19 protein-coding genes are annotated in these 15,863 nt (G+C 47.7%); 9 read left to right on the top strand and 10 right to left on the bottom strand.

Annotated features, from left to right (window positions below):
- Positions 1-14 precede the first annotated feature (14 nt).
- The gene (locus tag N186_RS07495; RefSeq protein WP_020963191.1) at positions 15-479 is read right to left on the bottom strand and encodes a hypothetical protein; all 465 of its coding nucleotides are present in this window, start codon (positions 477-479) and stop codon (positions 15-17) included.
- A 64-nt stretch (positions 480-543) separates the two neighbouring features.
- Between N186_RS07495 and N186_RS07490 the strand changes: the two genes are divergently transcribed.
- Positions 544-1,437: a PhoU domain-containing protein gene (locus N186_RS07490; protein WP_020963190.1), complete on the top strand. Its 894-nt coding sequence runs from the start codon at positions 544-546 to the stop codon at positions 1,435-1,437.
- 73 nt (positions 1,438-1,510) lie between these two features.
- Here the strand turns inward: N186_RS07490 and N186_RS07485 are convergent, their stop codons facing one another.
- The gene (locus N186_RS07485) at positions 1,511-2,794 is read right to left on the bottom strand and encodes an SLC45 family MFS transporter (RefSeq protein ID WP_020963189.1); all 1,284 of its coding nucleotides are present in this window, start codon (positions 2,792-2,794) and stop codon (positions 1,511-1,513) included.
- 186 nt (positions 2,795-2,980) lie between these two features.
- Here N186_RS07485 and N186_RS07480 point away from each other — a divergent pair, with 186 nt between their 5' ends.
- The 5 genes from N186_RS07480 to pcp all read left to right on the top strand — a co-directional run bounded on the left by N186_RS07480 (position 2,981) and on the right by pcp (position 6,930).
- Entirely contained in the window at positions 2,981-3,457 is a 477-nt protein-coding gene (locus tag N186_RS07480) for a hypothetical protein (RefSeq protein WP_020963188.1), read from the top strand.
- Positions 3,458-3,611: 154 nt separating this feature from the next.
- Positions 3,612-4,067, top strand: coding sequence for a PadR family transcriptional regulator (locus N186_RS07475; protein WP_020963187.1), 456 nt, complete (start codon positions 3,612-3,614; stop codon positions 4,065-4,067).
- Positions 4,068-4,072: 5 nt separating this feature from the next.
- Positions 4,073-5,041: an ATP-binding cassette domain-containing protein gene (locus N186_RS07470; RefSeq protein WP_052885561.1), complete on the top strand. Its 969-nt coding sequence runs from the start codon at positions 4,073-4,075 to the stop codon at positions 5,039-5,041.
- 2 nt (positions 5,042-5,043) lie between these two features.
- Positions 5,044-5,811 carry an ABC transporter permease gene (locus N186_RS07465; RefSeq protein ID WP_020963185.1) on the top strand — a complete coding sequence of 256 codons (768 nt, stop codon included), beginning with the start codon at positions 5,044-5,046 and terminating at the stop codon, positions 5,809-5,811.
- A 489-nt stretch (positions 5,812-6,300) separates the two neighbouring features.
- The gene (pcp, locus tag N186_RS07460) at positions 6,301-6,930 is read left to right on the top strand and encodes a pyroglutamyl-peptidase I (protein WP_020963183.1); all 630 of its coding nucleotides are present in this window, start codon (positions 6,301-6,303) and stop codon (positions 6,928-6,930) included.
- 6 nt (positions 6,931-6,936) lie between these two features.
- Here pcp and N186_RS07455 read toward each other — a convergent pair whose 3' ends face one another.
- Positions 6,937-7,248, bottom strand: a complete 312-nt coding sequence (locus tag N186_RS07455; protein WP_020963182.1) for a hypothetical protein — start codon at positions 7,246-7,248, stop codon at positions 6,937-6,939.
- 32 nt (positions 7,249-7,280) lie between these two features.
- Positions 7,281-7,592 (bottom strand): DUF134 domain-containing protein, encoded by a 312-nt coding sequence (locus tag N186_RS07450; RefSeq protein WP_187147011.1) that lies wholly within the window; start codon positions 7,590-7,592, stop codon positions 7,281-7,283.
- 420 nt (positions 7,593-8,012) lie between these two features.
- Here N186_RS07450 and N186_RS07445 point away from each other — a divergent pair, with 420 nt between their 5' ends.
- The gene (locus N186_RS07445) at positions 8,013-8,246 is read left to right on the top strand and encodes a hypothetical protein (protein WP_020963180.1); all 234 of its coding nucleotides are present in this window, start codon (positions 8,013-8,015) and stop codon (positions 8,244-8,246) included.
- Between the two features lie 85 nt (positions 8,247-8,331).
- Here the strand turns inward: N186_RS07445 and N186_RS07440 are convergent, their stop codons facing one another.
- Both N186_RS07440 and N186_RS07435 read right to left on the bottom strand, forming a co-directional pair.
- Positions 8,332-10,125: an AMP-binding protein gene (locus N186_RS07440; RefSeq protein ID WP_148682146.1), complete on the bottom strand. Its 1,794-nt coding sequence runs from the start codon at positions 10,123-10,125 to the stop codon at positions 8,332-8,334.
- Between the two features lie 9 nt (positions 10,126-10,134).
- Positions 10,135-10,650, bottom strand: coding sequence for an MBL fold metallo-hydrolase (locus N186_RS07435; RefSeq protein ID WP_020963178.1), 516 nt, complete (start codon positions 10,648-10,650; stop codon positions 10,135-10,137).
- Between the two features lie 71 nt (positions 10,651-10,721).
- Between N186_RS07435 and N186_RS09915 the strand changes: the two genes are divergently transcribed.
- Together N186_RS09915 and N186_RS07425 are read left to right on the top strand one after the other, a co-directional pair.
- Positions 10,722-11,012 (top strand): HepT-like ribonuclease domain-containing protein, encoded by a 291-nt coding sequence (locus tag N186_RS09915; RefSeq protein WP_052885560.1) that lies wholly within the window; start codon positions 10,722-10,724, stop codon positions 11,010-11,012.
- Entirely contained in the window at positions 11,009-11,188 is a 180-nt protein-coding gene (locus N186_RS07425) for a hypothetical protein (protein ID WP_020963176.1), read from the top strand. Before N186_RS09915 ends, N186_RS07425 begins: the two co-directional genes overlap by 4 nt.
- A 385-nt stretch (positions 11,189-11,573) precedes the next feature.
- On the opposite strand, the gene hypE is transcribed toward N186_RS07425, so the two are convergent.
- From hypE to N186_RS07405, 4 genes are all read right to left on the bottom strand, one after another.
- Positions 11,574-12,629, bottom strand: a complete 1,056-nt coding sequence (gene hypE / locus N186_RS07420; RefSeq protein ID WP_020963174.1) for a hydrogenase expression/formation protein HypE — start codon at positions 12,627-12,629, stop codon at positions 11,574-11,576.
- 90 nt (positions 12,630-12,719) lie between these two features.
- Entirely contained in the window at positions 12,720-13,028 is a 309-nt protein-coding gene (locus tag N186_RS07415) for a HypC/HybG/HupF family hydrogenase formation chaperone (RefSeq protein ID WP_020963173.1), read from the bottom strand.
- Between the two features lie 46 nt (positions 13,029-13,074).
- Positions 13,075-14,301: a hydrogenase formation protein HypD gene (gene hypD / locus N186_RS07410; RefSeq protein ID WP_020963172.1), complete on the bottom strand. Its 1,227-nt coding sequence runs from the start codon at positions 14,299-14,301 to the stop codon at positions 13,075-13,077.
- A 44-nt stretch (positions 14,302-14,345) separates the two neighbouring features.
- Entirely contained in the window at positions 14,346-15,824 is a 1,479-nt protein-coding gene (locus N186_RS07405) for an SLC13 family permease (RefSeq protein ID WP_020963171.1), read from the bottom strand.
- Between the last annotated feature and the right edge of the window lie 39 nt (positions 15,825-15,863).

Genomic DNA, 15,863 nt, shown 5'->3' with positions numbered 1-15,863 from the left:
GGATGACACCCAACTTACTCCTTGCTTGTTAACATCGATATAATCCTGTTTTTAAGCTTGCTGAGTGTTCTTTCTTTTATGAGTACCTCGGCGAATGGTGTTGCTTGGAAAAGATCCTTCATGTGTGCTTCGACAATGTAGCCTTTCTGCTCCAAGAAGAGTTTGAGAGAGAGAATTATTGGAGAAAGCTCCGCGATTGAAAGCTTATGTCTCAGTTTTTTCCTGAAGCTTCCGTCTATCGACAATCCGAAGCCTGCTATTTTTGACCACTCTACTAGTTCTTTTTGGAGCTTCGTAGCGGGTCTAGGCAGAACGATGAGATACTGCCTGTAAGGGTCGAAAGTAAAAAGTATCTTTTGGGTTTTTCTTCGACTGCCAGCTAGAAGGTTTTCCTCTATCAGGGCAAAAATTTGGAAAACGAGATAGGCTACTGCCAAGAGGACAAAGAGTGAGGCTGTGCTTAGTTCTTGAAGCTTCATCCTGTATACGAAAGATTAGCTATGATAAATAAAGTTTTTGAAGTTTAACTTGTTTAATAGAGTGATGAGCTATCGGAGGGTTCTACAGATAGGTGGAAGCTACTACGTATCCTTGCCGAAGGAATGGGTAAAAATAAATGAGCTTGAAAACTCTTATGTTAAACTGGACTTCCTCGAAAACGGGGCGCTTATAATTGAGCTCCCTACGAGAAGCCAGACAGGGATAAGCCACGCAAAAATAATTTGTAGCAGTGATAGGGAAGTCTTTAGACAGGTTTTGTCAGCTTATCTAAGGGGCTACGAAGTTATAGAGGTGGAGCTCGACGCTAAATGTGACAGAAAAACTGCACTGGAGAGAATAGAAGATGCTCGAAGAATTCTTCTTGGACTTGAACTAGTAGAAGAAAGCGATAGAAAGCTCTTGCTCCAGTGTTTTGTTAAGCCAGACTACAATTTGCACTCCATTATTGCGAGAATGGACTCTGTGACAAGGGAAATGCTTTCCATGGCTGTAGACATACTGCTAGGTAAGAGAGGCAATGCAGAAGAATTGTCACAGCTGGACGACAGGGTGGACCGCCTGTATTTTCTAAGTGTGAGGCTTATAAGGGGCAAACTCAGGGAGCCGACACTTATGCCAGAAGAAAGACTCTCACTTCTAGACATGAGGCTTGTCGCTAAGAACCTCGAAAACCTGGGCGACACGTATGAATCTCTAGGCATGCTCAAGGAGATCATCAAAAATCAAGGACTAAGCGAAATTGCCGAAAGGCTGGGTAGGTTGCAGGCTGGGGCTGTCAGGCTCTTTTTAGAGGGTAAAGCAAATCGAGACGAACTCCTAGATGATTTTGCACACACCCAGAAATACATACAGGAAATGGCCGAGTTGCCTGGGTATCTAAGAGAAAAACTATCATTTGCATTGCTCCTCGTTAAGGACATCATTGACCTTTCATGAATTACAGACATAGCTGAGAAAGAAACCCCAAAGCTACACAAGATAGAAACAAACAATTTTATAAAATAGACCTTTAGTAGCCTCTTCTCGGTTCTCCCCTCCGTACAAGCTGAAGTGTTACAGCCGATAGGACTAGGAAAGTAATAGAGTATGGTAAGAGGACAGAGTATCCAGAAAGATCGATGAAGAGACCCGCCACTGGTGGAGCTATTATTGAGGCCAGCTGAGACGCAAAATAGTAGAGACCTGTATATGTGCCCAGTTTTTCTCGTGTTGTCATGTCAACTACTGTTGGCAGGCTGTTAACATTGACTAGTGCCCAAGCCATCCCTATAACGAAGAAGACTGCTTCAAAGGCCAAGATTAGCTGGTTTCCCACTAGCTTAGATGGAAAACTCATAGCCACAAAAAGTAGAGCTACGATTACTAGAAGCCCCAGTGTCATTGTTCTCTTCCTCCCAAGTCTTGCGCCGATAAAGCCTGCTGGGAGTGAGAATATCAGGAAGCCCAGTGCAACGAAGCCAAGTATAAAGGATCCAGTAGCTTCGCCGATTCCGAGGTAGTACTTTGCATAGCTAGTGAAAAAGGTTTCAATAGCGTTGTATCCTACAAACCATAGGAAGATAGAGGTAAGCATAAAGAGGAGGCTTTTCTCCCTAGAAGTAAAGGCCTCGCGGAGGTTGCTTGCTAGCTCGCTGAAGCTTTCCCGGAAAGATTTTCGCAACAGCTCGCTGAAGCTTATTGTCTCTGTTTTGACCTTGAATTGTTCAGGCTCGTCTACGAGCAGAACTACGAGGATGCATGCCGCAAGCATCACTACAGCGCTGGCGATGAACGGATAAGAGGGATCCATCTTGTAGAGAATAGACCCTACAAAGAAAGCCAATAAGGAGCCGATTCCACCCATAAAGTTGATGATCCCGTTCGCCTGGCTACGCTTCTCGCTTGGGGTTATGTCTGGCATGAATGCTATCACTGGGGACCTAAAGAGGGCCATTGAGAAGTTCATGATTATTATTGTTACCATCATTAATGGGAGGTCTCCCCTAAACAAGGGTATAAGTGCAAATGTAAGGGCAGCTGGAGGCACTCCTAGAAGAATATAGGGCTTGCGTCTGCCAATCCTGGTCCTAGTAACGTCGCTCAGGGCCCCAAGGTAGGGGAGGAGAACAACTGCGAAAATGTTATCGATTGTCATTATGAAGCCTACTAGCCACGCGGCGAGCCCGAGGTCCTTTAAGAATATCGGGACGTAAGAGTTGTATATGGACCATATAATACTTATTCCGAAGAAACCGAAGCCCAGGAGGAATACCTTGCCGTAGCTAAATCTTTCTGTTATATTTTCTTGTGCCACAAAAAATATATTTGTTTTATCTTTTTAAATATTGCTTCAAAAACTTCTAAGAAATTTTCTAGATAAAATGGAAAGAATCCCAAAAGTAAACCCCCTTTCTAAGACAATTTAAGCAATCATTACGCTATGCATTAATTTAATGAATCCTACGCAAAAATTAAATATTTTACATGTATTAGTATCACTGTGGAGAAAATTAGGCCTGAATGTTTATACTTTCTAGAAAAGATTGCTTCAGAGTTTTACTTAGCCCTAGCGACCAAAATAAACGATAAAAGGATCGCGAAAAGCCTTGAAATAGTTGGTCGGGAAAGCAAAAATCACGCTGAAATAATTGAGACTTTCTTTGGTAGACCCGAGAACATGGATCAATGTTTAAAAATGTTTGGTAGGGAAGGTTCCCAGATGTTATTACAAATGAAGAAGACCGTTGAGGAAGTTTCTCGCCGCGAATATTTGTCGCTCGAGGAAATAGCTAGGCTCCTGGAAAAGTTTAACTCTCTAGAACTCGTGGCTGGTGAAGAGATTTATAGCAAGATTTACTCCTCTCTTCTCGAAATAGAGGCTAAGGATCTCTTGAAGGTGTTGTTGAAGAGTATTTCTTCCCAGGAGGACTTCCACTACAAGATTGTGTCCGAGGTATTGAGGGAGCTGAAGAAATAAATCAGTGTTTTTTGCTTCTTTTTTTGGGAATGAGGTGTGGTTTGGAGCACTGAGCTGTGATGTGTTTGCTGAGCACTGACCCGTTTCTGGGAGTGCTTGTCGGGAGAATGGAAAGCTTTATTAGTAAGATATTTCTATAGAGCGGACGAGGTATATGAATAAGAAGCTGATGTTCAAGGGCTATTTGAAGCTACTAGTCCTCTCAGTCCTCGAGAAGGGGCCTCAACACGCCTATGGAATAATAAAGGAGCTAGAAAAGAGCTCTGGGTTTAAGCCTAGCCCAGGTGCTCTCTATCCAATACTAAAGAAGCTCCTAAAGGAGGGCCTGATAGAGATTGAGCATCGCGAGGGCGAGCCTTCAAGCACAAGGATATATAAGCTTACTAACAAGGGGAGAGAATTCCTAGAACTGAGGAAGCCAGAACTTGATGAAGCATTGAGGGTCGCTAGGAGCTGGAAGAAGTTCCAGGAGATAAAGGGGTACAGGCTATTCCACGTTGTTGACGAGCTACTTGACTCTATTGAAACCCTCGACGAAGAAAAGCTTTCAGAGCTAAAGAAGCTGATCGCGGAGTTTGAGATCAATGTCTTAAGGATTATTGAGGGGTGATAGATATGGGGGAGGCTATAGTTGTTGAAAACCTTGTTAAGAAGTTTAAGGACGTGACAGCTGTCAATGGCATAAGCTTCACGGTCAAGGAGGGAGAAATATATGGTCTCCTGGGCCCCAACGGGGCAGGCAAGACAACGACTATACATATCTTGACGACTCTTCTCAAGCCGACCTCGGGCAAAGTCCAGGTTGCTGGCTTCGATGCCGTTAGGCAGGCGGCAGAGGTAAGGAAAAGGATAGGTATAGTTTTCCAGGATCCAAGCCTTGACAACCAGCTTACTGCCTGGGACAACATGTACATCCATGGGATGCTGTACGGGCTCAGCGGCTCAGAGCTCAAGAAGAAGATAGACGATCTCCTAGAGTTCGTAGAGCTGAAACAATACGCCAACAAGCTTGTAAGGTACTTTTCGGGCGGCATGAGGCGCCGCCTAGAAATAGCTAGGTCGCTACTTCACGAGCCAGATATTCTTTTCCTGGACGAGCCCACAATTGGCCTCGACCCCCAGACAAGGGTAAAGATCTGGGACTACATTATGGCAATAAAGAAGGAAAAGGGTATGACTATTGTCCTCACAACGCACTACATGGACGAGGCTGAACAGCTATGCGACAGGATAGCGATCATGGATCATGGAAAGATTATAGCTGAGGGTACCGCAGACCAGCTAAAGTCCCTCGTAGGCAACGAGGTTATCTACCTGAAGCTGGACGGCGTGCCCCCGAAGTGTCTCCAGGCCGACTTTATCGAGAACTGTCGTGTAGTGGCAGATAGCACGCTCGAGCTCTCAGTAAGGAATGCGTCTGCCGCTTTGCCAAAGGTTTTCGAGCTTGCCGAGGCTAATGGGCTTAAGATACGGGAGGTCACCTATAGGCGTCCAACCCTCAACGAGGTCTTTATACACTTGACTGGTAGGGAGCTTAGGGACTCGTTAGAGGAGGGCTTTAGGCCCCCTCATAGGAGGTGGTAGGTATGAAGGGTTTAATAACAATGGTATATAGACAGGTAAAGAGGTTCGTCAACGCGAGGTCAAGGCTAGTGATGTCGATTGTCCAGCCAATAATCTGGTTTGTCTTCTTCGGCATGGGCTGGAGCAGGGCCTTCAGCTTCCCCGGCGCGAGGCAGATGTTCGGGGGGCTAGACTACTTGTCGTACCTCGCCTCGGGCATGGTGGCAATGACCATTCTTACAGGTTCCTTCATGAGCGGCTTGTCAGTTATATGGGACAAGCAGTTCGGCTTCCTAAAAGAAACCCTAGTAGCGCCTGCAAGTAGGAAGGAAGTTATCATTGGCAGGGCTCTCGGAGACTCTCTGGTCGTGGTTTTCCAGAGCCTAGTCATATTGACGTTAATGTTTTTCCTGGCGCCGGGCCTAAACCCGTACGGGGTGGTTCCCGCGGTGCTATACGGTCTAATGCTGGCTCTAGGCTTTGCATCCATAGGTATAGCGCTTTCAACAAAGCTTTCAAGCATGGAGGGCTTCCAGATGATAGTCAACCTGATAACAATGCCCCTACTGTTCCTCAGCGGAATCTTCTACCCAATAAACACTATGCCAGACTGGATGAAGATACTCGCCTACCTTGACCCAGCCACATACGCGGTGGACGGGATGAGGTACTGGCTTACGGGAGTCTCATCCATAGACCCAGCACTAGACATCGGGCTCTTAACAGTCCTAACAGTGATATTCCTGGTCTTCGCAGCCAAAGTATTCGAAGAGGCAACAATCGAGGACTGATCAACGTCCCGCTCGGTACAAAGGAAAAATCATTCCACTAGTAGATTTTTCTCCTATGAAAAGGCTCTAAACAGCGGGGCGGAGAGCGCTTCACTGTGAAAACCTCTCCTCACATACCTTACCCCTTCTATCCCATTTTTTTCCTAACTTCCTTGAGCATCGAGAGAGCCTTCTCCATGAATTCTAGTTCCGCATATATCACCTTTCCATCTTCAAGGATCTCCATTAAGAAAAGGCTACCCGATGATTGTTGAAAGCAGGTGGGCTCCACTCTTGGGCGCGCGCAAAGTTTCTTCTTATGTGCCTGTGTCCCGCTTCTCCCATATTTCTCCGCATAGCTTCGTCATCCGTCAAGAGCTTAATCTTCTTAACGATTTCTTCTTGGACGTGTGCACTTCTTGTGAATACATCACCTAGTTAGAGGTTAATTATTCCGGGCAGAAGCTCATAGGAGCAAAGAATATGTAGTTGAAGACCTAGACTTGACTCGTGAAAATACTGCTTTCAGGCTTCGGCCCCTTTGGGGAGGAAGACACTAATCCGTCTGAAATCGTAGCTACGCGGGTGGCCGAAAAGCTACGTGAGGCTGGGCACGAGGCGCGGCACGTTGTTTTGCCTGTTGCCTATAGGCGGGCAAAAGCCATACTTGAGCAAGTGGTAGGCGAGCTTAGACCAGACATAGCCATCGCGCTCGGCCTATACGGTGGGATTACACATGTCAGGGTGGAGAGGGTCGCATTGAACATGATGGACTTTTCTATCCCAGACGTTGACGGCGAAAAACCGCAGGATTTGCCAATAGACCCCGAGGGCCCCACAGCATATCTAGCCTCCATACCTACACGCCGGGTCGTCGAGAGGCTGAAGGAGGAAGGTATACCTGCAAGCCTGTCGTATAGTGCAGGTACTTATCTCTGTAACTATGTTATGTATACGCTGCTTAGGCTTTCAGACAGGACTGGGTATCCTAGGAGGGCTGGATTTATCCACATCCCATATACGATAGATATTGCATCGAGAAAGAAGGGGTTGCCTGCAAGCCTTCCCCTCGATGTCCTAGTAAAAGGGGTACTAATAGCGGTAGAGGAGACGATAAAAGAAATAGAAAAAGAGAAATAAATTTCTTTATTGTTTTTCTTTTAGCTCCCTTATCCTCTTGTCTAGTTCTCTTATCTGCTCGTCGAGCCTCGCTCTAGCATCCTCTAGCCAATTCTTGTAGGCCTCCAAATCTGATGCAGTCAAGCCAGGATACGTATAGTAGGATACCCCAGGCGGAGGCGGTGGAACCCTCGCGCCATAAAGCCACCAGCATGCTCCTGGGCCGTAGACCCAGCCGGGCCTCTCCCATGGAGGCAGGTATGAAAATGGCCCGTTTCCTGGCCATGGTCCTCTTGCCCATCTACCTTTTCCCCACCATCCCCATGCCATGTTTTTCATCAAAAGTGAAATAGGTTTCATATATTTAAGCTTTACTCTGTCTTTTCCATGGATGCTTTCTCTGAGAAAACTATCTTTATAGGTCTCAGTTGCAGGATAGCTGTAACCATCTTTTTTCTGCCCGAGTCGAGCATCCTCCAGAAGGTCGCCTTGGACAAGCCTAGCCTCGCCGCTGCTTCGTCGACCTCTAGGTCTTCTGCATAGACAAGCTTTAGCGCCAATAGCTCCTCGGGGTATAGCTCGACAACTTCCTCTGGTCTAAATATGCTTGCCGGCGCACTAGTCGGTATAAAGAATATTTCCTCCAAGTTTCCAGAACTAGTGGTGGCTTCTTTTCTCCACACCGAGCGTCTCCACCGTCGCCGCCTGGGACAGCTCTCCATAGATACCTTGCCGATAAAAACATAAGCTCATAGATAAGTAATTCGATTAGGGTAACTAGTTTTCAATTAAAATATTAAGTGCAAGAGACATTTGAAAAATTTCCTTGCTAGCCAGACCAAGACATGAGGCACACAAAAGTGAATAGATTTTTCCCTAAAGTCCCCGAAAGCATTACTATTTAGCTTATTTTAAATAAGGTGAGATGGAATGCAAATTGAAACTGCTCTTGAGGGCAAGTTGCCTCACGCTTTACTACTGTTAGTTTACTCTCTGGGAATTAGTGTTGAAAACTAGAAGAGGAAAATTCTAGGAAACATCAAATTTTTTGGAATTTCAGTCTCAGAAAATTTGATATATTTACTATAACAACTATAGTAGATATGACAACAACAATATCTGTAACGGAAGATGTCAAAGAAGCTTTGTTAAGAATAGCTTCTGAGCTGCAGCTTAAGCTGGGAAGGAGGGTTGATTTGAACGAGGCTATTAGGTATTTGTTGATAAAGAAAAGAAGGCCTGAGCTTCTCGAAGAGGCTTGTAAACCTGTTGCTGGCTTTGAGGAGGCTTACCGAGAACTATTAGAGGAGAGGAAAAAAGATGAAGATATTTCTTGAGGACTTTATTTAGAGCAAATAATCTTACCTTGCGACTGTTAATTTTTCGAGGATTCGAGGAAATGATGGTCTTAAAAATTCCGCCCTAGAGATTCCTCAGCTTGTTCTTTAGTTCGTGTCTGGTGGCGTACTGGATTTTGTCTGTGAAATTTATCTTTGCTGGGTCAGCGATGGGGGTAATGTATTCTCGGATCAGCTTCCTTACTTGCTCAGCTTCGGCCCTGCCCTCAACGATGACTACAGGGGCTTCGAATTTCTGGGGGTCCGGCTTGCCTGCAACAAGTGCCCTCTTTACGCCGGGCAATGTTTCTATGGCTTTCTCGATCGCCCCGGGGCTTATCCTGTAGCCGTTTATCTTCATGACTGTGTCTCTCCTGCCGAGCACCTGAATGTAGCCGTCGATCGTGTAGGTGGCTAGGTCGCCTGTGTCGTAAAAGCCTTCTGACCATTTTTCATAGTATTCTTGAGGCGCCTCGACTGGCATGGCTGGCCACGGGTTCTTGACGACTAACCTGCCGTCGCTGAGTATGTCCAGGTGGAAGCCGGGTATCGGCGGACCATTAGTTCCTGGAACTATGTGTGGGAACGTGTAGCTTGGGAGGTTGCCTGTCGCAAAGGTTGCTATCTCGCTCTGTATGTATAGGTTTACGACTGGTATTGCTCCTGAGAGGACAGTGGGATCCGAGTCTATTATTGGGCTTCGAAGTGTTCCCAGATTCCTGTAGGCCCAGCTCCACGTATCTGTGTCCAGCGGCTCGGCTGTGACGAGTATGGCTTTCAGGGTGTCGTAGTCATGCTTCCTGTAGGTCTCTGGGCTCTGCTTTGAGAGAGCCCTAAGCGCGCCAGAAGTCGTCAGGAATATTGTAACAGCGTATCTTTCGAGTATCGTGAACCACCTGTCCCAGCTTCTCCAGTCTGGGGCCCCGTCGTAAAGGACAATTGTCGTGCCCGTCATTAGGGGTCCGAATAAGAGGTAGGTTACCCCCGTGATCCAGCCGGGCCAGACAGTGTTAAATAGTACTTCTAGTGGCTTGAGCCCCAGCCAGTAGGACGTGGCATATGCCTGTGTCAAGTATCCGCCAGCTGGGAAGCTTACGGGCTTGAAGTCGTCTTCGTAGCCTGGGTGAAGACCAAAAATAGGGTCGCTGGAATCGACTACCCTGCTATCTGCTGTGTGGTTCTCGCGGAGAGCGTCGTCTAGTGGATATGTCTCATGGAGTCGTGGAAGCCTCAACCCCAGCCTGTTGGATACGAGGATCTTCGTCTCCACGCCAGAGGCCTCTATAGCTTTTTCTGTGGTCTCGACTAGGCTTATTTCTTTTCCTCTACGCTTGTAGCCGTCCACGACGAAGACCACCTTAGGGGACCTGTTCCTCACACGTTTTGCGAGCTCGTACCAGCCGAACCCAGTGAATACGGGCTCGAAGGGTGCCCCTAGGCGTAAAGATGCAAGCATAAACGCTATGGCTTCGGGTGTTGGTGGAGCATATAGCAGGGTCCAGTCTCCCTTCGAAACGCCCTGTGACTCTAGCCAGCCCGCTATTCTGCCAGCCATGTCGTCTAGCCGCCTGTACGTCAATATTTCTACGTCGCCTTCTTCCGACTCGTAGATCGTCGCGGCCCTGCTCCATACAGGCGTGTCCCTGTGCTTTCCCATTACGTTCTGGTAGGGGTTTAGTCTCCCGCCTTCAAACCACCTTGACCTGGGGGGCTCACCTGTAATGGCGCTGGTCCAGGGCTTTTCCCACAAGAGTTTCTTGGATTGCCTTGCCCAGAAGTCTACTGGGTCCCTTATGCTCTCTTGGTAGACCTTCTTGTACTCTGCTAGTGTCATCACCTTGAAACGTGCGGCAGGTGGAACTATGCGCTGGGAACTCATGCTATCCACCTAAATAGACAAGACGACCTGTGTATATGGAGATGCTAAGTCTCTAAATTTATGCCCATCCTCGGGTACATGACATAGAGGTACCGCTAGCGCTGGTTTAAGTGTTTTCACGAGCTCGGACGCCTCCTCTGGGGACATGTTTTCGGGACCAATTTTTAGGATAAGGATGTCGATCTTCTCGCCCTGGAGACCCTCAAGGTTGCAGGGCATGTGTCTGCACCCGTGAAAATAAATTGAAAAGCCTTGGCTTTTTACGAGGTAACTCTGGGTCGCCTCCCCGCCTGTCTCACCATTCCCAATGCATGGCTTACATGGGAAAGCCCTAACACGGGTACCCCGTGTCTCAGCTCTCTCCTCTGGAGATAGCTGCATAACTTGACTTGTGTTCTCGATCGGTCTAGTGTAAATGTGTTGTTTGCACTCCGTGGATTTGAAAACATCTATGCAGATTTCTGAGTTGATGTTTACGCCTTCTTCCTCGATTGTGAGAACTATGTCTCCATACCTCAATTTCATAGGAAAAAGATTTCGCCCCAAATTAAAATCTTTACCCCGGTGTCTGGCGGAGGATAGATGAAGTATACTCCATGAGATATAACATCATAGTCCTTGCCGAATCACTAGCTTCTATTTGCCTTCATCTAGTCTTGGAATTTTTTGGGATGAGACCCCGATCTAACACTGAGTGTGTTAGAGAGGTTTGTCAGAGAATTAATTTATATTGCTGTAAGGATCTTGAGGACATCATACGCTTAAGGAACATTATTACGCATAGGTACTGGATGGTAAAGGACGACCAGATATATCGAGACATAAAAAATGATTTCGAATGTATTATTGAGTTTATAAGGAAAGTGGAAGAGCTGTCCTCGGTATGAGTATAAACTACTACGAAGTTGAATTGGAAAAAGTAAAGGAGGCTGTCAAAGAAGTCCTAGAAAAATATGACTACATATTGATAGCCGTCATATTTGGCTCTGTGCTCCGGAGAAGGATCGTTCGAGACGTAGACATTGGAATAATCACGTCTAGCCCCCCGCCTTCAGAGAGTTGACCGAAATAGCTTCACAGCTAGAGAAAAAACTCTCAGTCGAAATAGACATTGTCCCACTAGACGAGGCGCCCCACTCCTCAGATACAAGGCTCTAAGCGAAGGACTAACCGTGATAAACCGGGACACCAAAAAATACCACTACCTGCTATCAGAGGCCTTCATGGAGCTAAACGACTTCGAAATCGCTCTAAAAATGGCCAGCAAGAAGCCCAGTCTGCAGTAAAAGGCAAGGCACACACAAGTACAACTATAGAGGCACACAACGCCCTCAATTCTTTCTAGGTTGCATAAAAATATGGAAGAAATATTAGACGCATTCAGGAAAATAAACATCTAACTATTCTTTCTGCGCGCGCATGTAGGGGCTTGGAGAGAATTTTATGTTCTAGCAGATGCGTGGGACTATTACTCCTCTTGGTGGCTCGAGTATCCTGTGTCCGCCTATGTCTGTTTTTAGGAGGACATAGCCCTTGTACTTGGGGTGCTCGCGTATTTCTCCGATGATTGTGGCGTTTGGGAAGCCGTTGCTCCTTAGGTCTTCTACGAATTGTTCTGCGGCGTCCTGGGAGACAGATAGCACTGCGACGCCTTCGCTGGCGAGGTATAGGGGGTCTACTCCGAGCATTTCTGCGAACCTTTTCACGGATGGCCTGACTGGGACTTTGCTGTCTTCTATGACCGCAAGCAACCCGTTCTCCTTTGTCCACTCGTTTAGGATGGCTGAGAGCCCTCCACGTGTGGGATCCCGTGCCGCGTTTATTTTTCCGGGATATTTCTCGAGTACCTTTAGGAGGGGTGTCAATGGCTTTGTGTCGCTTTTTAGTTGGCCAGAGGCTATTTCCTCGGCGTTCTCCATTCCCATCTGGGTTAGGAGGATGACTGCGCCGTGGTCGCCCACGAAGTCTGTGACCACTATTTTGTCTCCGGGCCTAGGCTTGTCGACTATGGGGGTCCTAGTGATCCCCAGGCCGACTGTTGTTATTGTTATCTTGTCTAGCTGTCCCTTCGGCATGACCTTGAAGTCTCCACCAATAAGGGGTATTCCCTCGGCTCTGAGCACAGAGAGGAAAGAGTCGACTATTTCTTCGAGGCTTTTTAGGGGGAAGCCCTCCTCTACCACTATTGTGTCGAGCATCGCTATTGGCTTTCCACCCATCATCACTACGTCGTTTATTGAGCCGTGTGCCGCGAGGCTCCCAATGTTTCCACCTGGAAAGAATGGTGGGTTAACTGTGTAGGCGTCCGCTGTGGCGACGAGGTATGAACCGTCGGGAAGCGGTATTAGGGCGCCGTCGTCTGGGAAATCTATGCCGACGCCCCCCTCGACCTTCTTGAGTTTTTCTTCCACACGCTTGAAGAAGAGCTTTTCGAGGAGCCTCATTGTCTCGACTCCGCCCTGTCCGTCGGCCAGCTCTATGACCTTAGAGGTGTCCTCCTGCATACTCCTCAGCTACCAACTGGTTATGATAGGATATTATTAATGTTTCACGTTTTGGATGTTGCCCTACACCTAGGTGGCGAGAATAGGAGGTTAAGCGTTTCCGCTCTTTATTTTTTCGGCCAGTTCTATAACGTTTTGTCTGAGCTGGGCAAGCAGGTTCTCGCTTTCCCCAGCTTCTTGGAGTATGCCATTTATGAATTCTATTTCCTCGCGGAGGCCTTCCGGCGTCAGCTTGGAAATTATTACTCCTGCGTGTACCATTACGATGTCTCCTCTTGATAGTTTCTCCTCTGTTATCCCTACAAAGACTTCTCTGACGACCCCGTCGCCATAGTCAACCTTGGCTGTGGAGCCGTCTTGGCTTAGCTCGAGAACAACTGCTGGCGTCCCCCAACACATAAGGTAGAATGGTTCGAGGCTTCTATTTATGTGTTTATGTATTTGGTTAGATTTGCTCTAGCTCTGCGGCTATTTCTTGTGCCAGGCCTCCCCCGCCGAACCTAGCCCAGACGGCGCAGGTTCCTTCTATTGAGACCATGCAGGGGCCGTAGGGCTTCTCGGGGGTGCACTTTTTCATGAACATTGGGCAGTCTGTGGGCTTTGCCTTTCCCAGGGTGACTTCTGCACACCTGCATCCTGGGGGTGTGTCTTTTTTCCATTCTGCGGGTGTTAGTTCCCTTATTCCATATGCTTCGCGTGCATCGTTCTTGGAGTATTTTTCCCTTATTCTGAGTCCACTTAGGGGTATAAAGCCTATCCCTCTCCATGCATCGTCGGCTACCTCGAAGGCTCTATGTATCATTGCCTGGGTTTTTAGGTCTCCCTGCCATGTCACTGCCCTCGTGTACTCTATTTTTACGCTTGCCTCCCGGTTTACGAGTTGCCTCATGATTTCAGCAATAGACGACAAGACATCTATCGGCTCGAACCCTGAAACAACTACTGGTATACCGAAGTGCTCCGCCACCGGGACCCAGGCCTTGGCACCCGTAACTGTTGAGACGTGACCCGGGGCAATCACCCCCATTACGGGCGCGTCAGTTGGCTTGTCTCGCAGTATGTCCAGGGAATAGAACATCGCGGGGGGCGTCAGCTTGACCAGGCTTAGGAGCTTGAGGTTTGGGGGCAACATGTCTGCTACCAATGCTCTGGCATAGCCAGGAGCAACTGTCTCGAAGCCTATTCCCAGGAAGAGGGAATCTTTACCTGTAGCTTTTGCGTCTCTTATGGCATCCATAAGGGAGAGAGCAAGCTTTACCCGGCCTCCCCTGGCCCTGGCTTCTTCCAGTGAACTGACCCCGTCTACCGGATTAATTGCTGGCAACTTGAACGTGTCTCCATACGTGTAGATTGTTATGCCTTCCAGGGAGAGTCTAATGGCTTGCTCAATGTAATAGGAGGGAGTCACACAGACTGGGCAACCGGGCCCCGCGACCAGCTCTATTCCCTTTGGCATGAGGCTCCTCAAGCCGAAATGTACAATGGTCCATTCATGTGTCCCGCAGAAATCCATAATTTTGAGGCTGAAGTCGCTTCCCTCACGCTTCCTGAGCTCCTCTAGTTTTCTCGATATATAGTTCCTCAGTGTATTAGCGAGCTGAAGGTTTGCCCTGAAAACTTTTTCTAAAGAGTCCAGCCTTTGAAGCAACGTGTAAGTTAAGATTTCACCCATGCCTGCTTTTTACCCATTGCATCTTAAAAAGGTAACCCTTGGGGCTATAATCCTTTAAGCGATAGAAAGAGTTGTACGAGGATTGGGAGACGTGTGACGTCGGCTAGGAATCCTGCCTTGAACATGTTCTTTATGTTTACTTTTCCAGAGCCGTAGATTATCGCCATTGGCGGTGTCGTGGAGGGGATGGCCGAGGAAATAGAACATGCTAGGGCAGTCGTGATTACTGGAGCGACTGGGTTGACTCCTGCGGCTTTTGCGATCTTTGCAATTAGTGGAGCAGCTACTATTGCTGATGCAGTGTTTGATGCTGGGAAAGTAATTAGGAATCCTAGAACTCCGCCGATAATACTAAGTGTGTAGGTGTTGAGCTGTATACTGCTATTTGTTACGATGAGACCTATCCAGCTGGAAAAACCGCTAGAGTCTAGTGCTTTCCCCATGGCCAGGCCGCCTCCAAATAGGAAGACGACGTTCCAGTCTATTCCTTCCGATATCTCTTTGAATGTTAGGAGCGGTCTCCCTTGCACTTTTATTAGCCCGAGGAGGAGAATCGCTAGGACGGCTGGTACAGCTTCAGGGAGCAGGCTCGAGGCAGTCTTGGCTAGTGTTTGCAGGTTTGGGTCTAGGTTTGCGGCTATGTTGAGGAGCCCGGGTATAAGCCACAAGAAGAGAGCAAAGAGGAAGACTCCTAGAACTATTTTTTCGCGGATAGACATTGGGGGCAACTTTGCCCTTTCTTGGACTACTATTTCCTGCAGTTTTTCGAGCGAGTGTTCCTTTTTAACTCCTAGAACCGCGAAGACTATTATCCATACGATGAGTAGACCGATTACTGCCTGGACTGTCCCCACGATGAACCAGTCGAAAAAGGTGAGGGTTAGCCCTGGGACATTTGACTCGATCACTTGTTTCGCTATTAGGTTTGGCGGTGTGCTTATCAGGAAGAGCATGGCCCCAGCTGTGGCCGCTTCTCCTAAGAGAAGCAGAGTGGCTTCTGAGTACCTGTCGGAGGCTCTTGTAAGCGCCAGGAAAGAGAGGACTATTGGATATACTACGGAAGTTGAAGCAGTAATTGAGCCAGTCATTGTTAGAAAGAATACGGGCAAGCCTGCGACAAAGAGCGCGGCAATCATTGGGTTTTGGCCCTTGTAAAGGTTTGCGATCCATAGTGCTATTCTCCTGTCTAGCCCTGAGACCTGGAAAGCCTTGGCCAGGACAAAGCCACCCATAAAGACCCATATAATAGGGTCAGTGAAGCTCTTTAGGGAGTCCCCCCACGAGACAAAGCCCAGAAAGCTGAAGAGTGCTGCCGCGAGGAGACCCGTCAAGCCGAGAGGTGCAACCTCGAATATCCACCACGTTGCCACCCAGATTAGTCCCCCGAGGGCGACTTGTGGAGCATTTGTAAATGGTGCTTTGACTTGCTGGGAGGCTTGTGTAACAAATGGTAGAGGCGGCAAAACAGCTAGGAGGAAAAACAAGATAGGCCCAATTATAGCTTGCACTATTTTTTTATTCATTAATAGGAGAACAATAAAACAAAGATTAATTTGTTTCGC

It is taken from the genome of Thermofilum adornatum, assembly GCF_000446015.1.
GTDB classification, from domain to species: domain Archaea; phylum Thermoproteota; class Thermoprotei; order Thermofilales; family Thermofilaceae; genus Thermofilum; species Thermofilum adornatum.
Note: the sequence above shows the minus strand (reverse complement) of the source record. Positions and strands in the feature narration are given on the sequence as shown.

Bases quoted from the DNA above. Each gene is read 5' to 3' on its own strand.
- N186_RS07415 (WP_020963173.1), bottom strand. From the start codon at position 13,028: ATGTGTTGGGGGACGCCAGCAGTTGTTCTCGAGCTAAGCCAAGACGGC.
- hypD (WP_020963172.1), bottom strand. From the start codon at position 14,301: ATGGGTGAAATCTTAACTTACACGTTGCTTCAAAGGCTGGACTCTTTA.
- N186_RS07455 (WP_020963182.1), bottom strand. From the start codon at position 7,248: ATGAAAAACATGGCATGGGGATGGTGGGGAAAAGGTAGATGGGCAAGA.
- N186_RS07490 (WP_020963190.1), top strand. From the start codon at position 544: ATGAGCTATCGGAGGGTTCTACAGATAGGTGGAAGCTACTACGTATCC.
- N186_RS07475 (WP_020963187.1), top strand. From the start codon at position 3,612: ATGAATAAGAAGCTGATGTTCAAGGGCTATTTGAAGCTACTAGTCCTC.
- N186_RS07440 (WP_148682146.1), bottom strand. From the start codon at position 10,125: ATGAGTTCCCAGCGCATAGTTCCACCTGCCGCACGTTTCAAGGTGATG.
- N186_RS07470 (WP_052885561.1), top strand. From the start codon at position 4,073: ATGGGGGAGGCTATAGTTGTTGAAAACCTTGTTAAGAAGTTTAAGGAC.
- N186_RS07405 (WP_020963171.1), bottom strand. From the start codon at position 15,824: ATGAATAAAAAAATAGTGCAAGCTATAATTGGGCCTATCTTGTTTTTC.
- N186_RS07445 (WP_020963180.1), top strand. From the start codon at position 8,013: ATGACAACAACAATATCTGTAACGGAAGATGTCAAAGAAGCTTTGTTA.
- N186_RS07465 (WP_020963185.1), top strand. From the start codon at position 5,044: ATGAAGGGTTTAATAACAATGGTATATAGACAGGTAAAGAGGTTCGTC.
- hypE (WP_020963174.1), bottom strand. From the start codon at position 12,629: ATGCAGGAGGACACCTCTAAGGTCATAGAGCTGGCCGACGGACAGGGC.
- N186_RS09915 (WP_052885560.1), top strand. From the start codon at position 10,722: ATGAGATATAACATCATAGTCCTTGCCGAATCACTAGCTTCTATTTGC.
- N186_RS07495 (WP_020963191.1), bottom strand. From the start codon at position 479: ATGAAGCTTCAAGAACTAAGCACAGCCTCACTCTTTGTCCTCTTGGCA.
- N186_RS07425 (WP_020963176.1), top strand. From the start codon at position 11,009: ATGAGTATAAACTACTACGAAGTTGAATTGGAAAAAGTAAAGGAGGCT.
- N186_RS07435 (WP_020963178.1), bottom strand. From the start codon at position 10,650: ATGAAATTGAGGTATGGAGACATAGTTCTCACAATCGAGGAAGAAGGC.